The 22,654-nt window shown below is 43.9% G+C and carries 16 protein-coding genes and 1 other RNA gene; 15 read left to right on the plus strand and 2 right to left on the minus strand.

Features of this window, described 5'->3' with window-relative positions; all coding sequences use genetic code 11:
- Nucleotides 1-120: 120 nt before the first annotated feature.
- On the minus strand, nt 121-1,350 hold the full coding sequence (locus ACNEUN_RS05930; RefSeq protein ID WP_463631487.1) for an extracellular solute-binding protein: 1,230 nt from the start codon (nt 1,348-1,350) through the stop codon (nt 121-123).
- Between the two features lie 341 nt (nt 1,351-1,691).
- On the opposite strand from ACNEUN_RS05930, the gene ACNEUN_RS05935 reads away from it, so the two are divergent.
- From ACNEUN_RS05935 to ACNEUN_RS05990, 12 genes are all read left to right on the plus strand, one after another.
- Nucleotides 1,692-3,392, plus strand: a complete 1,701-nt coding sequence (locus ACNEUN_RS05935; RefSeq protein ID WP_463631491.1) for an alpha-amylase family glycosyl hydrolase — start codon at nt 1,692-1,694, stop codon at nt 3,390-3,392.
- Between the two features lie 85 nt (nt 3,393-3,477).
- Nucleotides 3,478-4,308 carry a TraX family protein gene (locus ACNEUN_RS05940; RefSeq protein ID WP_463631492.1) on the plus strand — a complete coding sequence of 277 codons (831 nt, stop codon included), beginning with the start codon at nt 3,478-3,480 and terminating at the stop codon, nt 4,306-4,308.
- A gap of 161 nt (nt 4,309-4,469) precedes the next feature.
- On the plus strand, nt 4,470-7,145 hold the full coding sequence (locus ACNEUN_RS05945; RefSeq protein WP_463631494.1) for a glycoside hydrolase family 31 protein: 2,676 nt from the start codon (nt 4,470-4,472) through the stop codon (nt 7,143-7,145).
- Nucleotides 7,146-8,287: 1,142 nt separating this feature from the next.
- Entirely contained in the window at nt 8,288-9,358 is a 1,071-nt protein-coding gene (gene thiO, locus ACNEUN_RS05950) for a glycine oxidase ThiO (RefSeq protein WP_463631496.1), read from the plus strand.
- An 82-nt stretch (nt 9,359-9,440) separates the two neighbouring features.
- The gene (gene thiS, locus ACNEUN_RS05955) at nt 9,441-9,647 is read left to right on the plus strand and encodes a sulfur carrier protein ThiS (protein WP_427876144.1); all 207 of its coding nucleotides are present in this window, start codon (nt 9,441-9,443) and stop codon (nt 9,645-9,647) included.
- A 68-nt stretch (nt 9,648-9,715) separates the two neighbouring features.
- Nucleotides 9,716-10,540: a thiazole synthase gene (locus ACNEUN_RS05960; RefSeq protein ID WP_427876145.1), complete on the plus strand. Its 825-nt coding sequence runs from the start codon at nt 9,716-9,718 to the stop codon at nt 10,538-10,540.
- The gene (locus ACNEUN_RS05965) at nt 10,537-11,277 is read left to right on the plus strand and encodes a HesA/MoeB/ThiF family protein (protein WP_427876147.1); all 741 of its coding nucleotides are present in this window, start codon (nt 10,537-10,539) and stop codon (nt 11,275-11,277) included. Before ACNEUN_RS05960 ends, ACNEUN_RS05965 begins: the two co-directional genes overlap by 4 nt.
- Nucleotides 11,278-11,555: 278 nt before the next feature.
- Complete coding sequence (gene dnaK, locus ACNEUN_RS05970) at nt 11,556-13,436, plus strand: molecular chaperone DnaK (RefSeq protein ID WP_463631499.1); 1,881 nt, start codon at nt 11,556-11,558, stop codon at nt 13,434-13,436.
- Nucleotides 13,436-14,152 carry a nucleotide exchange factor GrpE gene (grpE, locus tag ACNEUN_RS05975; RefSeq protein ID WP_463631500.1) on the plus strand — a complete coding sequence of 239 codons (717 nt, stop codon included), beginning with the start codon at nt 13,436-13,438 and terminating at the stop codon, nt 14,150-14,152. Before dnaK ends, grpE begins: the two co-directional genes overlap by 1 nt.
- A 162-nt stretch (nt 14,153-14,314) precedes the next feature.
- Nucleotides 14,315-15,367, plus strand: a complete 1,053-nt coding sequence (locus ACNEUN_RS05980) for a DnaJ C-terminal domain-containing protein (RefSeq protein WP_427876151.1) — start codon at nt 14,315-14,317, stop codon at nt 15,365-15,367.
- 89 nt (nt 15,368-15,456) lie between these two features.
- Complete coding sequence (locus tag ACNEUN_RS05985) at nt 15,457-16,059, plus strand: heat shock protein transcriptional repressor HspR (protein WP_427876153.1); 603 nt, start codon at nt 15,457-15,459, stop codon at nt 16,057-16,059.
- A 155-nt stretch (nt 16,060-16,214) separates the two neighbouring features.
- Entirely contained in the window at nt 16,215-16,943 is a 729-nt protein-coding gene (locus tag ACNEUN_RS05990; RefSeq protein ID WP_463631503.1) for an HAD family hydrolase, read from the plus strand.
- Nucleotides 16,944-17,065: 122 nt separating this feature from the next.
- Here ACNEUN_RS05990 and ACNEUN_RS05995 read toward each other — a convergent pair whose 3' ends face one another.
- Complete coding sequence (locus tag ACNEUN_RS05995) at nt 17,066-19,501, minus strand: transglycosylase domain-containing protein (protein ID WP_463631504.1); 2,436 nt, start codon at nt 19,499-19,501, stop codon at nt 17,066-17,068.
- Between the two features lie 310 nt (nt 19,502-19,811).
- Here ACNEUN_RS05995 and ACNEUN_RS06000 point away from each other — a divergent pair, with 310 nt between their 5' ends.
- The 3 genes from ACNEUN_RS06000 (at nt 19,812) to ACNEUN_RS06010 (ending at nt 22,526) form a co-directional block, all read left to right on the plus strand.
- Entirely contained in the window at nt 19,812-20,954 is a 1,143-nt protein-coding gene (locus ACNEUN_RS06000) for an inositol-3-phosphate synthase (RefSeq protein ID WP_463631506.1), read from the plus strand.
- 41 nt (nt 20,955-20,995) lie between these two features.
- Nucleotides 20,996-21,092, plus strand: an RNA gene (gene ffs / locus ACNEUN_RS06005) — signal recognition particle sRNA small type.
- A 45-nt stretch (nt 21,093-21,137) separates the two neighbouring features.
- Nucleotides 21,138-22,526 carry a phosphatase PAP2 family protein gene (locus ACNEUN_RS06010; RefSeq protein ID WP_463631508.1) on the plus strand — a complete coding sequence of 463 codons (1,389 nt, stop codon included), beginning with the start codon at nt 21,138-21,140 and terminating at the stop codon, nt 22,524-22,526.
- Nucleotides 22,527-22,654: the final 128 nt, after the last annotated feature.

The following is a 22,654-nucleotide window of genomic DNA, read 5'->3' on the forward strand; positions in this document are numbered from 1 at the left end:
ATATACAAATAATACGCCCCGCCCCTTTTCACCAGCTTGGGGACTGGGGCGTATTACTCGCTATGTGCAATAAAATTACCGCACATCTAAATAAGATTTTTTTATAAACTCAGCTTGTTATTACTTTGCTGTGTTCAAATCCTTAGCAAAGTCTGCGGTCTTTGCTGCAGCGTTGCCTTCATTAATTTCCTTGTTAGCAAGAGAAGTTCCGAAGGTCTTTGTTGGATCCCAGAAGTTACCCATTTCAGGGATCGATGGCTGCAAGACAGAAGTCTTAGCAATGGTTTCCATCTGAGCAGCAGCAGCTGGATCACTCTTCACGCTATCAGCAAGGGACTTATCGCAAGGAATGACATTCTCCTTCTCGTAAGCAATCTTCTGGGATTCCTTAGAGCCTAAGAATGCAGCAAACTCGGCGGCCATCTCTGGAGCCTTAGAATGAGGATTGTAAGCAACAGCCTTAGAGCCAGCGAAGGACTTCATCTGATGTTCGCCGGATTCGGTCTTGAAGCTTGGAAGAGCAGCTGCAGCGTAGTTATCCTTCAAAGCATCCTTAACGTCGGCAGCATCCCAAGAACCGGAGAATATTGCATCAACGGAGCCGTCCTTCAAGCCAGCCAAACCTGCTTTGTTTTCATCGAGAACAAAGTGCTTGTTAGCAACGAGCTTTGCAAGATACTTTGTAATTTCTGGAGCCTTGTCGCTGAGCTTCATTCCAGCTTTAGCATCGGAACCCTTCTCGCCGAAGAGTGTCATGTTGCCATCGAGGTAGAAGCCTGGGAGATACCAAGCGTTAGCAATGTCGAATGCAACCTTGCCCTTTTCAAGCATCTTGTCGAGGGACTTGACGTCGTCAGCAGAGAACTTGGACTTGTTGTAGTACATGTACCAAGTGTTACCAGTGTAAGGAACGCCGTACAACTTTCCATCCTGTGCGGTAACAGAATCTACCAAAGTCTGCTCATTCTGTTCCTTAACCTGGTTTGTAGCAGCATCGGTAAGAGTGCCGATAGCCTTTGCCTTTACCAAGTCGCCGATCTGATCATTAGGGAAGAGATAAACATCAGCTGCAGCCTTAGCATCCTTCTTGACGGATTCTGCAGCTTTTGGTGGCTCTACAGCAGCATTCTTAAATGTAACGTTCGGGTGAGTCTTAGTAAACTCTTTTTCGACTGTGTCAACCCAGCCGCCAGCCTTCTGATCCTCTTGAGATGCCCAAACAGTGAGCTGAACTGGAGCAGACTTATCGGCGACCTTTGGAGTATCACTCTTGTTTGAACCGCAAGCTGCGAAACCAAACAAAGTTGCGGCAGCGACACCGGCTCCTAGAATCTTCTTAATATTCGTCATCCTTGACCTCCTATTTCATGCCATCTTGGCATGTCTCTTGGTGGCGTAACATCGGACTTCTACGCGGCGCCTCATCGCGTTATTGTTGCGTTCAGCAACGTCACGTATACAGAAATCCGTTTATAAGCAATGTGAAGTATACACGAATGTGAAACTGTTCGCAAATCATGTCGCGAGTGTTGCTAACTATTTTGTTGAAATAGAGCCATTTTCTAGGCAAGTTTAATTAAAAAATATAGTATATTTTGTATTTTATTTGTATTTTATAATTCCTCCGTGAGGCTTAACTGAGTTAAGCGTAGAATTTAAATAGACTAGACGTACAGGCATGAGGGGTAATTATGACGTTAGGTAACCATCCAGAGTGGCTTAAAAATGCAGTATTTTACGAAATTTATCCGCAAAGTTTTTGTGATTCCAATGGTGATGGTATAGGCGATATTCAGGGGATTATTGAAAAGTTAGACTATGTAAAATCGCTTGGTTGCAACGCAATATGGCTTAATCCTTGCTATGATTCGCCTTTTAAAGATGCGGGATATGACGTGCGCGATTACAAAAAAGTAGCCGCACGCTACGGAACGAACGAAGATCTAAAGCAACTTTTTAATGAAGCTCACAATCGAGGAATCCGCATATTGCTTGACTTAGTGCCAGGTCACACGAGTGAAGAGCACGAGTGGTTTAAGAAAAGCTCGAAAGCTGAAGAAAACGAGTTTAGCAAGCGATATATTTGGACAGACAGTGCGTTTAGCGGCTATTCTATGCCGTTTATTGGTGGTGAAACTGAGCGTGATGCCACGTATATTCTGAACTTCTTTAAGTGCCAGCCTGCGTTAAATTACGGTTTTGCGCATAGGGATCGAGCTTGGCAATCCGCTCCAGATTCCAAAGAAGCGGCAGAAACTCGCGCTGCAATGGTTGATGTTATGAGATTCTGGCTTTCACTCGGCGCGGATGGATTCCGAGTTGATATGGCTGATTCGCTTGTAAAAAACGATGACAACAATGGCGAAGGAAGTCTTGGCAAAGACAATACGATTCGCGCATGGCAGGAAATGCTGGGTGCTGTAAAAGAAGAGTATCCTGAGGCTGCTTTTGTTTCCGAATGGGGTAGGCCACGTCAGGCTCTTGCTGCCGGATTCGACATGGACTTCTATTTGAATTGGCGCTGGGATGGAAATCCTAACGGCTATGCACGTTTAGCTCGTGATGTTGATAATGCTTTAGACAGCAATCCTGAGCATGATCACAGCTACTTTAATGCGCGCGGCGGCGGCAGCATTTGCCCATTTTTAGACGATTATTGCCCACAATATGAGTCAACATGCAACCAAGGTTACTTTAGTTTCATCACTTGCAATCACGATACGCCGCGTTTAGCTCCGCGTCTTGACGATCGTGAGCGTCGAGTGGCTTTCGGCATGATTCTTACTATGCCAGGCGTGCCATTTGTATACTACGGCGACGAAATCGGCATGAAATATCGCGATATTCCAACAAAAGAGGGCGGTTACGCTCGTACGGGCACGCGTACGCCAATGCAATGGGATGATGCAAAGAATTTTGGCTTCTCAACTGCTGCAAAATCTAAATTATACTTGCCGGTTGAAGCTCGAGCAGACGGAAGAACTTGCGCAAACTCTCGCAAACAAGCAGTAGAAAGTGGCGAAATTCCAACTGTTTCTGCGCAAATTAATTGCGAAGATTCCTTCCTTTCGTGGGTGTGCTCGCTTATTGAACTTCGTCATAATCGCAAATCTTTACAAGCTGACGCGTTTTGGAGAGTTTTGTATGCTCCGGTTGACGGCCGCGGATTTGCTTACGAGCGTTGCGCAAAAGGTGACGCTGGAGAATCAGCTGCAGAACGAAGCATTGTGGTTATGAACCCGGGCGTAAATAGCGAAACTGTGCAATTAAACACCTTAGCAAATCTTACGCAAGAATCTGCTTACAATCCATTACTTAAAATTGGAGAAACATCAGTTAATGGTGATTGCTTAACACTCGGCGCTCAAAGTTTTGCAGTGTTTGGAATGTAAATTGTAGCTTACAAGTTAAGTAGATACGCAACTATCGATAAAGTTTTATATAAACTAGGCATGCGCAAATAAACAAGGACGTGTAATGAGTATTAATAGTGATAAAGCGATAATGCACGATAGCGAAAACACGAATAAGGAAATGCTAGACGCAAACGGCAAACCAATTCGTGCTGATCGCAACATAAAAACTGGTATAACGCTTAATAAGCTTAAAATGCTCGGTGCTTTTATGCTTATGCTAGGCGCATTTAGTAACACAGTAATCGCGCGAATGTTCGGCGAAACAGTAACAGATAATATGCTCGCATTAACAATTATATTGGTCTGTGAATTTATAAGTTGGACTGCTGTACCGTGGTATGCGTGGATACTAGTGCGTGGATATCACAACACTCATAACTTGAATCTTTACATGCTGAGACTGTTTATTTTGGCAGTAATTTGCGAAGTGCCATACGATTTAGTTAATTCCAAATGTTTCTTCGACATGCGCTCGCAAAATCCAGTATTTGCAATGGTTATAGCACTATTTGTACTTTCGAGTATAGATACAATCCGAGAACGTTTCAGCGGATTCAGTAAAGGTTTTGCAATTACTATAGTTGTAATTGCTGGCCTTCTTTGGAATTTACTAGGAAAAGTTTTTGTACAGCACGGAATTTTCTTTGGTGGCATAACGTTGCTTATTTTCGTACTTCTTTTTGAATTCTTGAAGAAGCGCGAAATTACTATGGAGATGACTGCAGGAATGTTCGGTGCAGTTTCTATGCTCGGCCCGGGTATTGGTGTTGCAGTGCTTCACTACCGCAGTCCTTATGGGGATGGAGTAAAGCCAACTAAGCAGTTCCGTTGGATTATGTACGCGTGGTATCCAATGATACTTTTGTTGGGCTCAATTTTTGCATTTATTTAAGTGGTATTGAGTGATATTTAGCGGTATTGAGCGGTAATTTTTATGCTGTAAAATGTAGCAAATTTCTGTAAAATTTCGCAAAATGCCGCAAAATTTCGTTAAATTCTGCAAAATTTCGTGAAAATAAAATAAAAAATAATGTCGAATAGGGGATAAGTACAATGCAGTGCGATAATTCTGAAATTTTTGCTAAGTTTGCGAACGCTAAAAGAGCAAAAGCTTGCTCTCAGCAAATAGTGCAAGGAGATAAATGGAGGATTACGGTAATTACCGATTCGCTGCTGCGTCTTGAATGGAGCGATGAAGGCAAATTTGTTGACGTTCCAACGCAGACTGTACTGTACCGCGATTTTTACGACGAAAAAAATCTTCCTCAATTTTCTGTGCGAAATCGTGAAGATGGGTTACTTGAAATCGAAACCAGCAAGCTACTTCTTACGTACAATCGTGAAGCTTTTAGTAAAGAAGGCTTAAGTGTTGTGGTTCGTGGAGTACCATGGTCGCAGTTTAACACTTGGCATTATGGTGACGATTGCCCAGGTAATCTTTTAGGCACTTTCAGAACTTTAGATCAGGTTGACGGCCCAGTAAAACTCGGTGATGGAATTATTTCCAGAGATGGTTGGGCTATTTTAGACGATTCGAATTCCTGCGTAATAGTGCCAGAGAAGGAAATTCGTGGAAAACATAATCCGTACGACGCTTGGGTGCTGCCGCGTAAGAGCTTAGTTGGATATGGTAACTACGAGGATTTGTATTTCTTCGGCTACGGGCACGAATATATTAAGGCTATTGAAGATTTTTACAAACTGACTGGCTCTCAGCCTCTGCTTCCTAGATTTGCTCTTGGAAATTGGTGGAGTAGGTATTATCGCTATCATCAAGATGAATATTTGCAATTGCATAATCGTTTTAAGCGTGAAGGTATACCGTTTAGCACGGCTGTTATTGACATGGACTGGCATGTTACGGATGTTGATGCGAAATATGGTTCCGGCTGGACTGGCTACACTTGGAACGAAGAGCTTTTCCCTGATCATAAAGCTTTCTTACGGAAGCTTTCTCAGGAAGGTCTTTCTGCGACTTTGAATTTGCACCCGCGCGATGGCGTGCGTGCGTTTGAAAGAGATTATCCGCAGGTTGCACGAGATATGGGCATTGATCCTGCAAGTGGTAAAGCTGTGGAATTTGATTTAACTAATCCGCAATTTGTTCAAGCGTATTTTAATATGCATCATCGCATGGAAGATGAAGGCGTGCGATTCTGGTGGGTTGATTGGCAGCAGGGAGGCGTGACGCGCGAGCCTGGTTTGGACCCTCTTTGGATGCTAAATCATATGCATTATGAGGATTCTGCGCGCGGTGGTCGTTGGCCTCTTACGTTCTCTCGTTATGCTGGTCCTGGTTCGCATCGCTACCCGGTTGGATTCTCGGGAGATACTGTTACTACTTGGGATTCGCTGGCTTTTCAAGCGTACTTCACCTCTACTGCTTCGAATATTGGTTATGGTTGGTGGAGCCACGATATTGGTGGCCATATGCTTGGCGTGCGAGATAACGAGTTGGAAGCGCGATGGTATGAACTTGGAGTGTTTAGTCCTATTAATCGTTTACATTCCACCTGTTCGCCGTTTGCTGGCAAAGAGCCGTGGAATTTCCCTCAAGAAACTCGTGAAGCTATGGTAAAAATGTTGCGTTTGCGCGCAGAACTTTTGCCATACGTTTATACGATGAATTATCGCGCAGCTTTTGAGAATCGTCCGATTGTGGAGCCAATGTATTGGCAGTCTCCAGAAGTTGGTATTGCTTACGAAATGCGCGACGAATATCGGTTTGGTAGTGAGCTGATAGTGTCTCCTATAGTTTCTTCTAACGATGCTGCTGCTTTGCGTGGGTCGGCTGGAGTGTGGCTGCCTGAGGGAGATTGGTACGATTTCTTTGATGGACGTCGATACGTGTCTCGTGGTTGGAATGGTCGTCGCTTTGAAGTGTGGCGTGCGCTTGACCGCGTGCCAGTATTTGCGCATGCCGGCGCTATTGTGCCAACGCAAGTTTTGCCAAGTGTTGAAGATTGCGCTCGTAACGATGAGGCTGCTGAATCGGTGAATAGTATTGAAAATCCGCGGGCTTTGTGCGTTCTTGCGTTCCCTGGAGCTGACGGCGAATTCGTTATGCGCGAAGATAATGGTGACTTTGCTGCAGCGTCTGCTGGGAATACTGCCAATACTCGCATGAATTTTGTGTGGCGAGATGGTAATTCTTCTTCGCAATTTGTTATTTCTGGTGTTGCAGGATGTGATGCTGCTATAGAATCTGTGCCACAAACTCGCGACTGGAATGTGGTGTTTAGGGGAGTAGCTTGCCCTGATTTTTCGCACGTTCGAGTGTTTGTTGGAAGTAGAGATCTTAATGCAAATGAGTTCGCAGTTTCTTACGAAGGTGAAGAATCGACTTTGAGCTTGTCGGTTTCTGTAAAAGATGTGCCATCGCGTTCAGAAGTTCGCGTAATTGTTGATGGCGGCTTGCAGATTGCTGCTGACCCTAAAGTTGGAGATGCTTATAGATTCTTGCTTCAAGCGCAAGTGCCGTACCGCGGTAAGGAAATGGCTTTTGATGCGATTCGTGAGTCGGGCGGTAGTGCGAGTGCTTTGAGTGCGCTTGCGGCTCTTGAATACGATAGCAACGAAGAGGCTTTAGCGCAGCGGAATAGCGTGGATATGCTTAACTCTAGAGCAACCGATCAGGATTCTGTAATGAAGTGGGCGCAGTGGCGTTGTACTTTGCCTGTTTCTGTAAAGCGCGTGCTTGAAGAGATTTTACTGCGTTCGGTTGAGTAATTTCATCTGCGCGAGTGTCTGAAAATACTCAATTAGAGACACTTACGCAGCGCTACGACCTGCCTGAGTGCATAGAGCGTAGCGCGAGTTTTAGTGGTGTGTGAGGGGTGGGTGTTGCTTGGTTGAAGATGCTTTGCTATTCACGAGGCAGAGATTTGAGATTTTTCGCACAGAGCGAAATGTATCGCTCGCGCGTTACAGCGCGCTCACGTCTTCGCTTGCGTTGAAAGCACACTGTGCTTTCAACTTTGAGCAAGCTCAGCGAATCGAAGTGCATTCGCGCGCTACGCTTTAAGCGCTCATGCAAGTCGATTCGCAGCACTCCGATGGTGATTCATTGAGCGAAGAAGAAAAATCGAAAAATCTCGGCGATTAAACACGGTTATTAACGATTGGCACGCAGAAGTTTGGGGGGATTTCTCTACGAGCACTAAAAGAGGACTGAGCGAACGTAAGTACAACATAAGCAAAGTTGTTTTACGTTAATAATGTTTTGCATGACTATGTAGCGAAGGCCGGGAGGTGCGAGGAGAGAAATCCCCCCAAACTCGCGCCACACCAAAATCAGATACTCGCGTAGCGCTGCGAGACAAGTAACACCCACTCCTCACACACGCTTAACACACTTCTCACGCCCATCTCAATCTCACACTCGCGCAACAAACAAGATCAGGCCCTAATGCAGAACGCGTACTGCGCGAGTGTCCCAAAACAGCCGATTGGAGACACTAATGCAGAACGCAATCTGCACGAATGTCTGAAGATAGGCAAAATCAGACCCTAATGCAGAACGCGTACTGCGCGAGTGTCCCAAAACAGCCGATTAGAGACACTAATGCAGAACACAATCTGCGCTAGTAACGAAAATGCTTAGTTTTACCGTTTGGCATACCGGCTAAATTAACAGATTTTCTGTGGAAGTGTTAAAATGCTGCACGATAGTGTGACGAAGCTCACATATTTTCGTTGCGTCTATCTGTAGCGTTTGTAATATCGCTAAAGTTGGCAATATTACAGCGTTTTACAATCGCAGTTTTGAAAGTCAAAGCTACGAAACGCGGGAGCTTGTTCTACACAGGCTGAGAGGGCGAAAGCCGACCGTAAACCTGATGCGGGTAATGCCGCCGTAGGGAAGGAGTATTATGCGAAATATTCGTATTATTGGTGCAGGTATTATTGGTTTAGCAACAGCTTGGAGACTTACGGAAGCTGGCGTAAAAGTTAGCATAATTGATCCAGATCCAGTCTCAGGCGCTTCTCACCATGCTGCCGGCATGTTAGCTCCTACCGCAGAAATGCAATATCAGCAAGAAGCGTTGTATCCTCTTATGTTTGAGTCTGCAACTATGTATAAGGAATTGGTTGATTCGGTTGCAAAGTACACCGATAAGCCAACTGGCTACTTAGAGTGCGGCTCTTATGTAATCGGTGGTGACGCTGCAGATAACGAGCACGTGAATGAGTTGCTAAACTTGCAGCATCGTTATGGACGTAGAGCTGAGCATATTTCTGTGAGTAAGCTTCGTGAAATTGAGCCTGCGCTTTCGCCGACGATTGCAGGCGCTGTAAGTGTGCCGGATGATCATCAGATTAATCCTCGTCAGTTCACTGCAGCAATGATTGATGCACTTGAAAAGCGTGGTGTTGTTATTGAGCGTCGCGCAAGCACTCCAGACGATTTGGGTCCAGACACAGTTTTGGCATCTGGTTTGGGTGCTAAGGATATGCTTCCGCAGCTTAAGCTTCGTGCTGTGTGGGGCGATATGATTCGTATGACTATTCCAGAGCCTTTGCGTCCAATTTTGAGCTCTGTGGTTCGTGGATTTGTGCATGACCGTCCAGTTTATTTGGTGCCTCGCGCTAAGGAAACTGGCGAGCTTGTGCTCGGTGCTACTTCTCGCGAAGATGACCGCGATATTCCAAAGGTTGGCGGCGTGCTTGACTTGCTTCGCGATGCAGCAAGCGTGCTTCCTGGCATTCAGGAATGCTCGATTACTGAGGTTACCGCTGGTGGCCGTCCTGGAACTCCAGATGATTTGCCATTCATTGGCATTGATCCTAAGACGCATACAACGATTTCCACCGGTTACTTCCGTCACGGCATTTTGCTCACCGCTTTGGGTTCTTCTTTGACTACAAAGCTTGTGCTTGAGCAAGAGTTGACTGAGAAGGAAAAGGGCTTCTTGGAAAGCTGCGATCCTGCTCGATTCTAGTAGCTCAAGTTTCTAGTTACGCAAGTTTCTAGTAAGCGTTCTAGTAACGCAAGTTTTAATAGACGTTAATAAAGGTTGAACTATGCAAATCGTCGTCAATGGTGAAACTACTCAAGTTCAAGATGGGTCGACTGTGGCAGATCTTGTTGCGCATCTTTATGGCCCAGATGCAGGTCCTGGTATAGCTGTTGCGATTGGCGACGATGTACTTTCGCGCGCGCAATGGAAATCAAGCATTATCTGCGATGGGGATAGAATCGAAATTCTCAGTGCAGTTCAGGGTGGCTGATTTCAAATAAGCGGCTGATTTCAAATAATTTGAGTATAGTTTCAAAAAATTTATATAAAAGGCTTAAAATGTCAGAAAATAATACAGAAAATAATGAAGAAGAAAATGCCGATACTTGGCAGCTTTGCGGTAAGACTTTACATTCAAGGCTTTTGCTTGGCACTGGTGGCATGACGAGTATTGACATTATGGAAAAGACGCTGGTAGCTTCAGGTGCGGAAGTAGCGACTGTTGCAATACGTCGTCACGCAAAAACTGGCGTTGATATTTACGGTATGTTGCAACGCCATAATATTAACGTTTTGCCAAATACTGCTGGTTGCAAAACTGCGCATGATGCTGTTCTTACAGCAAAAATGGCTCGTGAATCGCTTGGAACTGACTGGATTAAGCTCGAAGTGATTGCAGACGATGATACTTTGCTCCCAGATACTCGCGAAGTTTTGCTTGCTGCTGAAAAGCTTATTGAAGAAGGTTTTAGCGTGCTTTGCTACACGAATGACGACCCGATTGTGGCTCGTCGCCTTGTGTCGCTTGGCGTGAAAGCTGTTATGCCAGGGGGTGCTCCAATTGGAACTGGTCTTGGTATTCTGAATCCTCGAAATATTGAGCTGATTGTGCGCGAATGCAAGGAAGCTGGCGTTCCTGTGATTTTGGATGCTGGTGTTGGAACTGCTTCCGATGTTGTTAAAGCTTTCGAAATTGGTTGCTCGGGCGTGCTCCTTGCAAGCGCTGTAACTCGCTGCCCAGATCCAGTTAAGATGGGTCGCGCAATGGCTGCTGCTGTTACTGCTGGCAAGCTTGCTCACGATGCTGGCCGTATTCCTAAGCGTGAACATGCGCTCGCTTCTTCGCCTGTTGAAGGTCGCGCTTGGGCGGATTCGGTTCTGTGAGCAATACGTTTTGCGACGATTCGTATAGCAGCCTGCAGGAGCTTGAGGCGGAACGCACTTGCCGCCACTTGCTCCTGCCGGGCTTTACGCATGAGCATCAGCAGTTACTTCGCGATGCGAAAATCTGCATGGTTGGTGCAGGTGGACTTGGTTCGCCGTGCTTGCTTTCGCTTGCTGCAGCAGGAGTTGGCGAAATCACGATTTGTGACGACGACGTTGTTGAGCTTTCTAATTTGCAAAGGCAGACTTTATATACTGTCGATCAGTGCGGCAAATCTAAAGCGCAACTTGCAGCTAAGCGTTTGCAGGCGTTATCTCCAGGTTTAAAAATCAACCTTGTAAATAGATTTAATGAAGATAACGCAAAACAGCTTGTAGAAAGTCACGACTTGATAATTGATGGTTGTGATAATTTTTCTACTCGCTTTTTGATTGCGGATGCTGCTTGGGGCGCTGGTACGCCGGAAGTTTACGGCTCGGTACTTTATTATGAAGGTCAAGTAAGCGTTTTTGTGCCAGGAAAAGGTCCTGGTTTGCGTGATTTGTACGCTTGCCCTCCGCCTAAAGAAAAAGTGCCAAAATCGGCTGTATTAGGCGCGACTGCAGCTATTGTTGGCGCAATGATGGCAACTGAAGCAATCAAACTCATAACCGGTATTGGCACGCCGCTTATTGGCGTTTTAGCGCGTTACAATGCGCTTAATAATTCCTTACGTCATTTTAAATTCAGCGCGTGAGACGTGCGTAATTTCTCCTTAAATTATGCTTTTATTTAAAACTTGAGTCTAGTTGTATAAAGTTTTTTATAATTTTTGGGAATAAAAGTTGACTTTGGGAAGTTGAGTGTAGTAGGCTCAGGTTTTGGAAAGTAAAAAAAGCTGCTGCTGATTATTAGCTACCATACGGAAGTTAATAAATACGGAAGTTAATAAAAGCGCAGCTTATGTAATAACAAAACTTAGACGAAAAAATAATATTTACGCTGTAACGCGCAAAAAAGAAACAAGGAGAAATTATGGGACGCGCAGTAGGTATTGATTTGGGTACAACTAACTCTTGCATCGCTACTCTTGAAGGTGGCAGCCCAACTGTTATTGTAAACGCTGAAGGCGCTCGTACCACGCCATCTGTTGTAGCATTTAGCAAGTCTGGCGAGATCTTGGTTGGTGAAGTTGCTAAGCGTCAGGCCGTAACAAATGTTGATCGCACGATTAGCTCTGTAAAGCGTCACATGGGCACTGATTGGACTGTTGAAATCGACGGTAAGAAGTGGACTCCACAGGAGATTTCCGCACAGGTTTTGATGAAGTTGAAGCGCGATGCTGAAGCTTACTTGGGTGAGCCGGTAACAGACGCTGTTATTACATGCCCAGCTTACTTCAACGATGCTCAGCGTCAGGCAACTAAGGACGCAGGCAAGATTGCAGGCTTGAACGTTCTTCGTATTATTAACGAACCAACTGCTGCAGCTTTGGCTTACGGCCTTGAAAAAGGCAAGGAAGACGAGCGCATTTTGGTATTCGACTTGGGCGGCGGTACTTTCGATGTGTCCTTGCTTGAAATTGGTAAGGATGACGATGGATTCTCCACAATCCAGGTTCAGGCCACTAACGGTGATAACCACTTGGGTGGCGATGACTGGGATCAGAAGATTATCGATTGGCTCGTTGGCGAAGTTAAGAACAAGTATGGCGTTGATTTGAGCAAGGATAAGATTGCTTTGCAGCGCTTGAAGGAAGCTGCTGAGCAGGCAAAGAAGGAACTTAGCTCTTCTACTTCCACTTCAATTTCTATGCAGTACTTGGCAATGACTCCTGACGGCACTCCAGTGCATTTGGATGAGACTTTGACTCGTGCTCACTTTGAGGAAATGACTTCCGACTTGCTCGGTCGCTGCCGTACTCCATTCAACAACGTGCTTGCTGACGCTGGTATTTCAGTAAGCCAGATTGATCACGTGGTTCTTGTTGGTGGTTCAACTCGTATGCCAGCTGTTAAGGATCTTGTGAAGGAGCTTACCGGCGGTAAGGAAGCTAACCAGTCTGTGAACCCAGATGAGGTTGTTGCAGTTGGTGCAGCCGTGCAGTCTGGCGTTATTAAGGGAGACCGTAAGGACGTTCTGCTTATTGATGTAACTCCACTTTCCTTGGGTATTGAAACCAAGGGTGGAATTATGACAAAGCTTATCGATCGTAACACTGCTATTCCTACGAAGCGCTCGGAAGTATTCTCTACTGCCGAAGATAATCAGCCATCCGTGTTGATTCAGGTTTACCAGGGTGAACGTGAGTTTGCTCGCGATAACAAGCCTCTCGGTACTTTTGAATTGACTGGTATTGCTCCAGCTCCTCGTGGCGTTCCTCAGATTGAAGTTACTTTCGATATCGATGCTAACGGCATTGTGCACGTTTCCGCTAAGGATAAGGGCACTGGTAAGGAACAGTCCATGACTATTACCGGTGGTTCTGGTCTTCCAAAGGACGAAATCGACCGCATGGTGAAGGAAGCTGAAGCTCACGAAGCTGAAGATAAGAAGCGTAAGGAAGAAGCTGAAGTTCGTAACCAGGCAGAAGCCTTTGCTTACCAGACTGAAAAGCTCGTGAACGACAATAAAGACAAGCTTTCCGACGAAATCTCTAAGGAAGTTACCGACAAAGTTAATGCTTTGAAGGAAGCTTTGAAGGGTGACGACGTTGAAAAGATTAAGTCTGCTCAAAGCGAGTTGATGACTTCTGCTCAGAAGATCGGTCAGCAGCTTTACGCTCAGCAGGGTGCTGCAGGAGATAATGCTTCTGCATCTGCTTCTGCTGCAGGTGCTAAGCCTTCCGCAAAAGACGATGATGTAGTTGACGCCGAAGTGGTGGACGACGACAAGGACGATAAGGACAACAAGTAATGTCCGACTTCAACACCAACGATTACCTCAACGGTATGGATGATGCTGAGTCGTTAAAAAATAATGCAGGTACTGGCGATGCTGAAAAAGCATCAGCCGGTACCGGCGATTTTTCTGACTCGTCTACCCATAGCGAAGGCGAGAATAAAAAGCAAGAGGATTCTTCTAACGCTACAGCAAGCTCTCAAGCAGATAACGTTTCGGACACAGATGACGCCGTAACTTCTGATAATGCAGACTCTAAGGATAGTGCGGAATCTACAAAAGATGATTCCCTTACTCCACTTGGAAAAGCTAAAAAAGAGGCTGCAGAATATTTAGAAGCGTTGCAGCGTGAACGAGCAGAGTTTATTAACTTCCGCAATCGTTCGGCGAAAGAGCAGGATCGTTTCCGCCAGCATGGAATTATCGACGTATTAACTGCATTACTTCCAGCCTTAGATGATATTGATCGCATACGCGAACATAGTGATATGGATGATTCGTTTAAAGCTGTTGCTGCAAAATTAGATAAAGCGTTCGAAAAATTCGGTGTTGAAAAGTTTGGTCAAAAAGGCGAGGATTTCGATCCTACTAAGCATGATGCTATTTTGCATCGTCCGGATCCAAACGCAACCAAAGAAACTGTAGATGCTGTAGTCGAAGCAGGCTACCGAATTGGAGATCGCGTTATTCGCGCAGCTCGTGTTGTAGTAGCGTCGCCAAATAACAATTAATTGCAATTAACGCATTATAAATTTAAGCGTTAATAGTGATTAAGAATTGATTTACATACTTACTCGTGTTGGCTTTAATCTCATAAGTCAGCACGAGTAGGTTATATTGGGTCAAAAATATAGCGTAAATATGCCAATGTGCTGATGTGAAAGGAGGCACAAATGGCTGAAAATGAATGGTTAGCTAAGGATTTTTATAAGGTTCTCGGTGTCTCCAAAGATGCAGATGAGGCAACGATTACTAAAGCGTATCGTAAACTTGCTCGTAAATATCACCCTGATTTAAACAAAACAAAAGAAGCAGAAGAAAAATTTAAGGATGTTTCTGAAGCTTATGATGTGCTGAAAGACAGTCAAACTCGCCAGCGTTATGACGCTATTCGTCAATTTGGTGCTGGTGGTGCTCGTTTTGCTGGTGGAGCGGGTAATGGCGGATTCGACGCATCAGGTTTTTCCGACATTTTCTCCATGTTTAGTGGTGCTGGAATGAACGGAATGGGCAATGGAAATACGCATGTACGTTTCAGTACAACCGGCGGTGTTCCAAATATGGGAGATATTTTCTCCATGTTTAATGCTGCGCAAAGTGCACGGACTGGTCGTAATTCCAGAGCTTCCGCAGGATTTGAAGAGTCAGAATATGGAAACGGCTCGTACGGTAATCCTGAAACTCCTAAGCGTGGCGAAGATATTACAACATCCATAAACTTAACATTTCGCCAAGCATACAAAGGTGCGACAGTATCGTTAAAATCTAACGGAGAAAGCTTCAAAACTCGCGTTCCTGCAGGCGTTAGAGATGGACAAAAAATTCGCTTATCTGGAAAAGGTAAACCGGGAGAGTTCGGTGGAACTAGCGGAGACATGTATCTTAAAGTGCATGTTGCTGAAGATAAAAAGTTCAAGCTTGAAGGGAACAACCTAGTTACCAACATTCCAGTAACCCTTGGTGAAGCTGTTGCAGGTGCGAAAGTTACAGTATTAGACGTAGATGGCAAATCTGTTACTTTCAAAATTCCAGCAGGAGCATCAAGCGGTACTGAAACTCGCGTCGAAGGTAAGGGAGTACCGGGTACCAATGGAGATTTCGTAGGAATAGTTGAGATACAAATTCCGAAAAAGCCAGGTCTAATTCTTAAGCATGCGGCGAAAGAATTTGACAAAGCTGCAGGTAGTGAATTCGCTGAAAGTATCGCTAATATGAGAGAAAACTAAAAACGCGTTTTCTAGCGTTACTTTAGTGATTTTAGTTTAGTATTTACTCACCTTAATTCCAGCAAGTTATTAGTAAGAAAGGTTGCATTATGGTGCATATAGAGCGAGAAACAAAAGCACTATATGAAATGTGTGCTGTAGCTTTAGTGCGCGGTAACGCAACTTTAGACGGTGCCGATGAAGTAGGTTTTGAAATAGATCTGCCAATATTTACGGTAAGTCACGTAGCTACCTTAACTAATACACATCCTCAAACGCTAAGGCAGTACGATCGTCTAAAGCTAATTATGCCTCAACGGACCGATGGCGGCGCTCGCAGGTATTCGCTAAGAGATATAGATCGATTAGTGCAAACGCAGCGTTTAAGTCAGTCTGAAGGAATAAATCTTGCTGGAATTATGCGTATTCTTGAATTAAAAGAAGAAAACCGCCAGCTTAAAAGACAATTACGCAGGTTGCGTGATGAAGCTGAGTCGTCTGCAAGAAATATTTTTGCCGCAAACGCTGATGGAGATGTTTTTGAAGTTCAACGTTCAAGAAACGCTCGCAATTGGCGAAGTGACATTAAAACTGTGCGTAAGGAATTGCCTTCTTCCAGTTCTACGAATGGTAATAGCAGAAATTCTGCTAAAAATAGCGCAAAAGCAGATGACGAAAAATCTATGGTTTTATGGCGAGCGTGGCTTCTTTAGGCGCTATGTACTCTGCAATTAATTTTTAAAAATCATTAAGCAGTAAGAGTTTTTACTGCAATAAATTTCGTGACATGCGCATGTAAGCAGTGTGTGTACCATAGAACGATGTCAAATAAAACTATGTAAGTAATTAAATAAATAAAGGGAAGTGAATGACAGTAAAAAGTACAAAATTGAATAATTCGGATAGATTATTGCGCGCAGTTTTTTGGGATATGGATGGAACTCTTGTGGATTCAGAGCCGTATTGGCATGAGTCGGAATTTTATTTAGTGAAAAAATATGGGGGATATTGGGATGAAGATTTAGCTTGGGAATGTTCAGGCGGTTCTTTGAAAACAGTTGCCGATAAGATGATTCCAAGCGGTACAAAACTTACTGTAGAAGAAATCGGCAAGGGTATGGTAGATTACGTGGCTGCTCGTGAAGCTGAGCATGTTCCGTGGACTCCAGGAGTACTAGACGTATTAAAAAGCCTATCGGATGCCGGTATTCCTTCGATTCTTGTAAGCAATTCGCCGAGAAGTTTGGTTGAAAATATAGTAAATCAAGCTCCTAAAGGCGCTTTTGCTGGTTATGTTTGTGGCGATGACGGTTATGCTCCTAAACCAAGCGCAGAGCCTTATATTGCAGCCGGTAAAATAGTGGGAATTTCTGGTACTGAAGAAGAAATTAGAAAGCAAATGGCGTATTGCGTTGCGCTTGAGGATTCAATTTCTGGTCTTACTGCCGCAGCAGACTCTGGTGCTACTACTATCGCTCAAACAGCATTTTCTCGTTCGCACATACAAAACGGGCCACAATTTGCGGAATTAAACGGATACAATAACGTAACTGCAGACGTTTTGGAAGACTACGTTTACAAGCGAATCAATGCATAAAAATCACTAAAAATAGTATTTTTTAAGCAAAATTCTATAACGGACGTTTTGTAGCGTCCGTTATTTTTTATTTGCGTTTATTCGCTCTTTATGAACGAAACTTATCTAACTCCGCTTGATTTTCAATCATTTGAGTCTCCGCCTATGCCGCTATTTTTCTGATTTGTATCAGCTTCAGAACCGACAGATCCACCTGATCCGGTGGGATTGCTTCCTCCGCTCAAATCGGTACCAGATCCACTACCTGCGCCAGCGCCAGCACTACTACCAGTTCCGCTTCCGGCACCAGATCCAGCGCCAGCTCCGCTTCCAGCACCTGCTCCAGAAGCAGTTCCAAGATTATCTTTATTGGCGTCAGATTTGTTCTCGTCTTTATCGGCTTCTGCGTCTTGATTTTCCGCACTATCGTCAACTTCTTCTTTACGACCTAATCCCCATGTTCCGTCCAATCCGCCTACTTTTCCATCATCTTTTGCTTCAGGGAATTTAGCATTTTGCTCCCCAGCAAGCGCTTGACGCATGTAACGAGTGAACATGTGTATAGGGTAATCGCTGCCTCCAGAATATCCGCGGAATGCTGGTATTTTTTGAGGATTTCCGTTTGCATCCGGGTACCACATTGCAAATACGGTAACAACATTAGGAGTAAATCCAACGAAACTTCCAGCAGTTTTATCGTTTGCTGTACCAGACTTTCCGCCAAGAGTTTTACCAACTGAGCGTGCTTCTTTTGCAGTACCTTGCTGTACTACGCCAGTCAACGCTTTCGACGCAAGATTCGTATCGTTACTGTTGAATACTTGCGTTCCTTCTACAGGCGCTCGATAAAATTCTTTTCCATCCGGATTTTTTACGCTTGCAACAATATGTAGATCTGGGAGTTTTCCTTGATTTGCAAAGGTTGCGTAGGCTCTGGCTATTTCACTTACGTGCACTGGATCATTTCCTAGTACGGTGAATGGGTTTTTACCGTTCATACGTTTTGGATCCAACCCAGCTTTTACAGCAGTTTCAGCCACTTTGTTTGCGCCAAGCTTATTTTGTAACTGCATGTAAACTGTGTTAACTGAATTTGCTGTTGCCTGGTATAAATTAATATTTCCGTAGCTTACGTTTGCGAAATTGCTTACGGGAGCCGTAATTCCGCTAAACTGCTGTGGAGAATTTCCATTAAATTGCGTATCTAAACTAGTACCAGCTTGTATTGCTCCAAGTAGTGCGAAAGGTTTCATTGTTGATCCTGGTTCGTACAGTGCTTGCGTAGCGTTATTAAGAGGTTTAGAAAGATAGTCGTCTCCGGCATAAACGGAAATAATAGAGCCGTCTTTTGCGTTTATAGACATTGCTCCTATTTGCAATCCTTGCGGCACAATATTTTTACCATCTTGTGAAGGACTTGCAACCTTAAACATCATGTCTTGACGAGGTTTGTCTATAGTTGTAACAATACGATATCCGCCGGTGTCCAGATCGTCTTGAGTAAAAGATCCATTGCGAGTTAGTTCGTCTCTAACCATGCGAAGAAGATATCCGTGAGGTCCTGAATAAACGTTATTTTGCTTATTCTGTATAGTTTGCGGAAGTGTAGCTTCTTTCGCTTCTTTTTCGCTGATGTAGTGATCTTCTTTCATTATTCGTAAAACGCGCTTAAATCGTATTCCTGCTTCTTTTGGACCTACTGCAGGATCCCATTTACTAGGAGCTGGTATTATGCCGGCTAAAAGTGCAGCTTGTGAAAGTGTTAAATCTTTAGCGTCAACTCCAAAGTAAGCTTTCGAAGCGGCTTGAATACCGTATGCTCCTCTGCCAAGATAAATAGTGTTCATGTAGTTGCATAAAACTGTTTTCTTATCTTGAGTTTGCGCGATTTTAACGGCAAGAATAGCTTCGCGTAACTTTCCAAAATAGCTTTTTGTTTCTCCCAAATAATAGCGTTCTGCGTACTGTTGGGTTATTGTAGATCCGCCCCAACGGCCGCGCTTAGTCATGTTGTGTATAAGTGCTCGACCGATTCCTTTAAGATCAATTCCTTTATCTTCGTAGAACGAGCGGTTTTCTGATGCTACTATTGCGTTTCCGACGTATTTTGGAAGTGCGTCACAGCTAATTATTTCGCGATTTTGTTCAGCAAAAGATCCTATTTCTGTTTTTCCGTCCGAATAGTATACCTTGGTTTTATCTGCCATTGCGACTTTATCTGGAGCCGGTATTTCAGTAGTTGCATACATTATAAGTATGGTTAAAATACCAAGAAGTATAGGCGTAAAAATAATCATGAGCATCCAAAATATTATTGGGTGACGTTTTCGCCAAGGTAAGTGCCGATTTTTTGAGTTTTTTGATCCTCTTGCACCGTTTGCATTTTTTCTACTTTGACCGTGTCTTGGTTGATTTGAATTGGAATATTGGCTGCCATAAGCAGAGTTTGTTGCGTATCCTTGCTGAAACTCTGAATAGTTAGATCCTTGCGTTGCGCTCGATTGCGATTGTCGTATTGTACTTCTCGTTGTTCTTGCGTGTGCTGAAGTATAATTTCGCCTGTCCCTTTGTTCAACCATACTTACACCGTAGCGCCCGGGCTTGAATTTAGAGTTAGTTTAAATCGAGTTTAGATTGAATTTATATTATTTTATTAAGATTTAACAGTATTTAATATGGTAATTAAGTAAATTTCCAAAATATATTCTTCTTATGCGCGTATCGTAGAATTTTTAGAATGCTAAACTAACATAAAATTTTAGTAAATTAGCGTAATAACTATTACTATATAAAACGCCTATATTGGCTAACGATTATTATGAAAAGGTATAGTATTTGTGTAATGACGGCACTAAGTAGTGTCGCTAATTTTGCAGGCAAGGAGTCTATATGAGCATCCGCGTAGCCATTGCCGGCGTGGGCAATTGTGCTTCGTCGCTGGTTCAGGGCGTCGAATATTACAAGAACGCTGATGACGGTGATAAAATTCCTGGGTTGATGCACGCTGTATTTGGCTCGTATCGCGTTAGAGACATTGAGTTTGTGACGGCTTTCGACGTTGACTCTTTGAAAGTTGGACATGATTTAAGCGAAGCAATTGGAGCTTCTCAAAATAACACTATTCGTTTTGCTGATGTGCCTAATTTAGGTGTAGAAGTTTTACGTGGACCAACTTACGACGGTTTAGGTGATTATTATCGTGAAATGATTGACGAGTCAGAAAAGGAGCCTGTTGACGTTGCTCAAGTTTTGCGCGATAAGCATGTTGACGTTTTGGTTTCCTATCTTCCTGTAGGCTCTGAGCAAGCAGATAAAGCTTATGCAACTGCTGCAATGGAAGCAGGATGTGCATTCGTAAATTGCCTTCCAGTGTTTATTGCTTCTGATCCCGAGTGGGCGCAAAAGTTCCGTGACGCTGGAGTACCGATTATTGGCGACGATATTAAAAGTCAAGTTGGTGCAACAATTACTCATCGAGTTATGGCTCGATTATTCGAAGATCGTGGCGTACGTCTAGATAGAACATATCAGCTGAATGTTGGTGGAAACATGGACTTTATGAACATGCTTCAACGTTCAAGGCTTGAATCTAAGAAGATTTCTAAGACTCGTGCAGTAACATCAATCGTTCCTCATGAGATGGATGAGCACAATGTTCATATTGGACCATCTGATTACGTGGCTTGGTTAGATGACCGTAAGTTTGCTTTTGTGCGTTTGGAAGGAACTACTTTCGGCGATGTTCCGCTAAATTTGGAATATAAGCTTGAAGTTTGGGATTCTCCCAATTCTGCAGGTATTGTAATCGACGCTGTTCGCGCTGCAAAAATTGCTTTAGATCGTAATCTATCCGGGCCGATTTTGGCTCCTAGCTCCTACTTTATGAAGTCTCCTGCTGTTCAGTATGAAGATGGTGAAGCGCGAGAATTAGTAGAGCAGTATATTGCTGGAAAAGTTGAGGCTGATGAATCTCAACTTGATGCAGATGTTGAGAATGCTAAAGAGCACGGTAAAAGCGTTTGGCGCGCGTAGTTTAGATAAACTCGACAAGTAGAAAAAATAGTGTAATATAGATAGAGCCTCCGCGTGGCACTACGTCACCCAATCCCCCCAGGGCAGAAATGCAGCAAGGGTAAGTGGCCTCTGGTGGGTGCGTGGAGGTTTTTATTATGTCAAAACTAGCGATATCGCAGAGACTGTCGTAAAGTCTACAGTATGAGTGAAGAATTCATGTCATCACAGAAAGATGATAATCAGCAGGATAATTCCGTAACTGCACATTCGTCAAGTGATTCAGGTGTAGCGGCTTCAATGGATGCTGCGCTTAACAAGGCTGCGGATGAGGATGCAAAGATGCGCGAAGACTCGAGCCAAAATTTTGATGAATCTAAAAATAGTGCAGACTCATCATTTGATACTGACGATAGTTCTTTTAAACCTTACGAAAGTAAAAATAAAGTATCTGATTCTGATTCAGTGCTCAAAGAGGCTACTGGTGAGCAAAACGATTCAGATTCTGACACTTTTTCTGGACTTAATGGTTTTAAGCCGATTGATAAAAATAACGACGAAGAGTATTACGAAAAGTTAAATAACACTAACGTTGATTCTATACTTTATGGTTCTTCATCATCTTCAGCCAGCAAGAGTAAAAATGCGCAAATTCCTGACACTTCTCAGCAGGATCCGCTTTTGAATCTTCCTCGCTTATCTACGCGAATATGGTGTGTTGTGTTAGCAGTTATGATGCTTTCTATTGCAACATTTTTGTGGTGGGTTACCGTACAAACCGTTTTGGGACAAGGCTACGAGGAGATGGTTATTGCAGGATTTGGTGTAAACGGTGTGCCTTCTGCATTATCGATTGTGCTTATGCCGTTAAGAAATTCAATAGGCATAATGGTTTTGGGGGCAGTTATAACAGTTTGTTCGCTGATTTTGGCTGTTATGCGTAAGCGTTGGTGGCTTATTGGTCAGTGCGCAGCAATTATATTGCTTTCAATTATTGCTGAACCGTTAAAAAAGATACTTCCGCGTCCAATGCTGATTAGTATTGAGTATTTAGCATCAAATTCTGCTCCTTCTGGTCATGCTTTAATTATTGCAGCGTCTTGTGCTTTAATAGTTTGTTGCGCTAGCCGTGGATTTAGAGCATGGTCTGCTTTATCTTCTTCAGCACTTGTCTTCCTGGTTTCATGCTCGCTTGTAGCCGGTCACTGGCACAGGCCTTCGGATGTGATTGTTTCTGTGCTTATTGTTGGCGCTATAACTTTGCTGGTTCTCGCTTTTACAAGAAAATCAGGAATGGATATTCCTGGTTCCAGGCGTTCTTCAATTAGTGTGCAAATCGTTGGTACATCAATGATTACTTTGGGTGTGATGATGTGCATGTACGCTGCATACTTGATTTGGCAAATACTTCCTGGAGTTGATTTGTTTGCACGTTGGGCTGTTGGCGTGTCGTATATTGCTACATACTGGTCTATTGCAGGTGTATCGTTGTTTGTGTATGGCGTATTAATGGTGATGCGTCAGGCAACTGCAGCGCCGCTGAGCCGTATTGGTTTAGTCGGTGCGCCGCCGATGCCTCCGCAAGCAAAGTAGTAGCTTATACCAAGTATTGTTTACCCCGCGTGCTTGTATCCACATAGGCAGTATTTGTTAGGTATGCAGTGTAAGTTTCGGTAGAGTTACTTATGAGTTGGTATGCGTTTACGTTTTAATACGTGATC

It is taken from the genome of Gardnerella sp. C0684A1 (genome assembly GCF_055326835.1).

Excerpts from the sequence above, each read along its gene's own strand:
- ACNEUN_RS05945 (WP_463631494.1), top strand. The coding sequence starts at position 4,470 with ATGCAGTGCGATAATTCTGAAATTTTTGCTAAGTTTGCGAACGCTAAA.
- ACNEUN_RS05995 (WP_463631504.1), bottom strand. The coding sequence starts at position 19,501 with ATGGTTGAACAAAGGGACAGGCGAAATTATACTTCAGCACACGCAAGA.
- ACNEUN_RS05930 (WP_463631487.1), bottom strand. The coding sequence starts at position 1,350 with ATGACGAATATTAAGAAGATTCTAGGAGCCGGTGTCGCTGCCGCAACT.
- dnaK (WP_463631499.1), top strand. The coding sequence starts at position 11,556 with ATGGGACGCGCAGTAGGTATTGATTTGGGTACAACTAACTCTTGCATC.
- ACNEUN_RS06000 (WP_463631506.1), top strand. The coding sequence starts at position 19,812 with ATGAGCATCCGCGTAGCCATTGCCGGCGTGGGCAATTGTGCTTCGTCG.
- thiS (WP_427876144.1), top strand. The coding sequence starts at position 9,441 with ATGCAAATCGTCGTCAATGGTGAAACTACTCAAGTTCAAGATGGGTCG.
- ACNEUN_RS06010 (WP_463631508.1), top strand. The coding sequence starts at position 21,138 with ATGAGTGAAGAATTCATGTCATCACAGAAAGATGATAATCAGCAGGAT.
- grpE (WP_463631500.1), top strand. The coding sequence starts at position 13,436 with ATGTCCGACTTCAACACCAACGATTACCTCAACGGTATGGATGATGCT.
- ACNEUN_RS05985 (WP_427876153.1), top strand. The coding sequence starts at position 15,457 with ATGGTGCATATAGAGCGAGAAACAAAAGCACTATATGAAATGTGTGCT.
- ACNEUN_RS05990 (WP_463631503.1), top strand. The coding sequence starts at position 16,215 with ATGACAGTAAAAAGTACAAAATTGAATAATTCGGATAGATTATTGCGC.
- ACNEUN_RS05960 (WP_427876145.1), top strand. The coding sequence starts at position 9,716 with ATGTCAGAAAATAATACAGAAAATAATGAAGAAGAAAATGCCGATACT.
- thiO (WP_463631496.1), top strand. The coding sequence starts at position 8,288 with ATGCGAAATATTCGTATTATTGGTGCAGGTATTATTGGTTTAGCAACA.
- ACNEUN_RS05935 (WP_463631491.1), top strand. The coding sequence starts at position 1,692 with ATGACGTTAGGTAACCATCCAGAGTGGCTTAAAAATGCAGTATTTTAC.
- ACNEUN_RS05980 (WP_427876151.1), top strand. The coding sequence starts at position 14,315 with ATGGCTGAAAATGAATGGTTAGCTAAGGATTTTTATAAGGTTCTCGGT.
- ACNEUN_RS05940 (WP_463631492.1), top strand. The coding sequence starts at position 3,478 with ATGAGTATTAATAGTGATAAAGCGATAATGCACGATAGCGAAAACACG.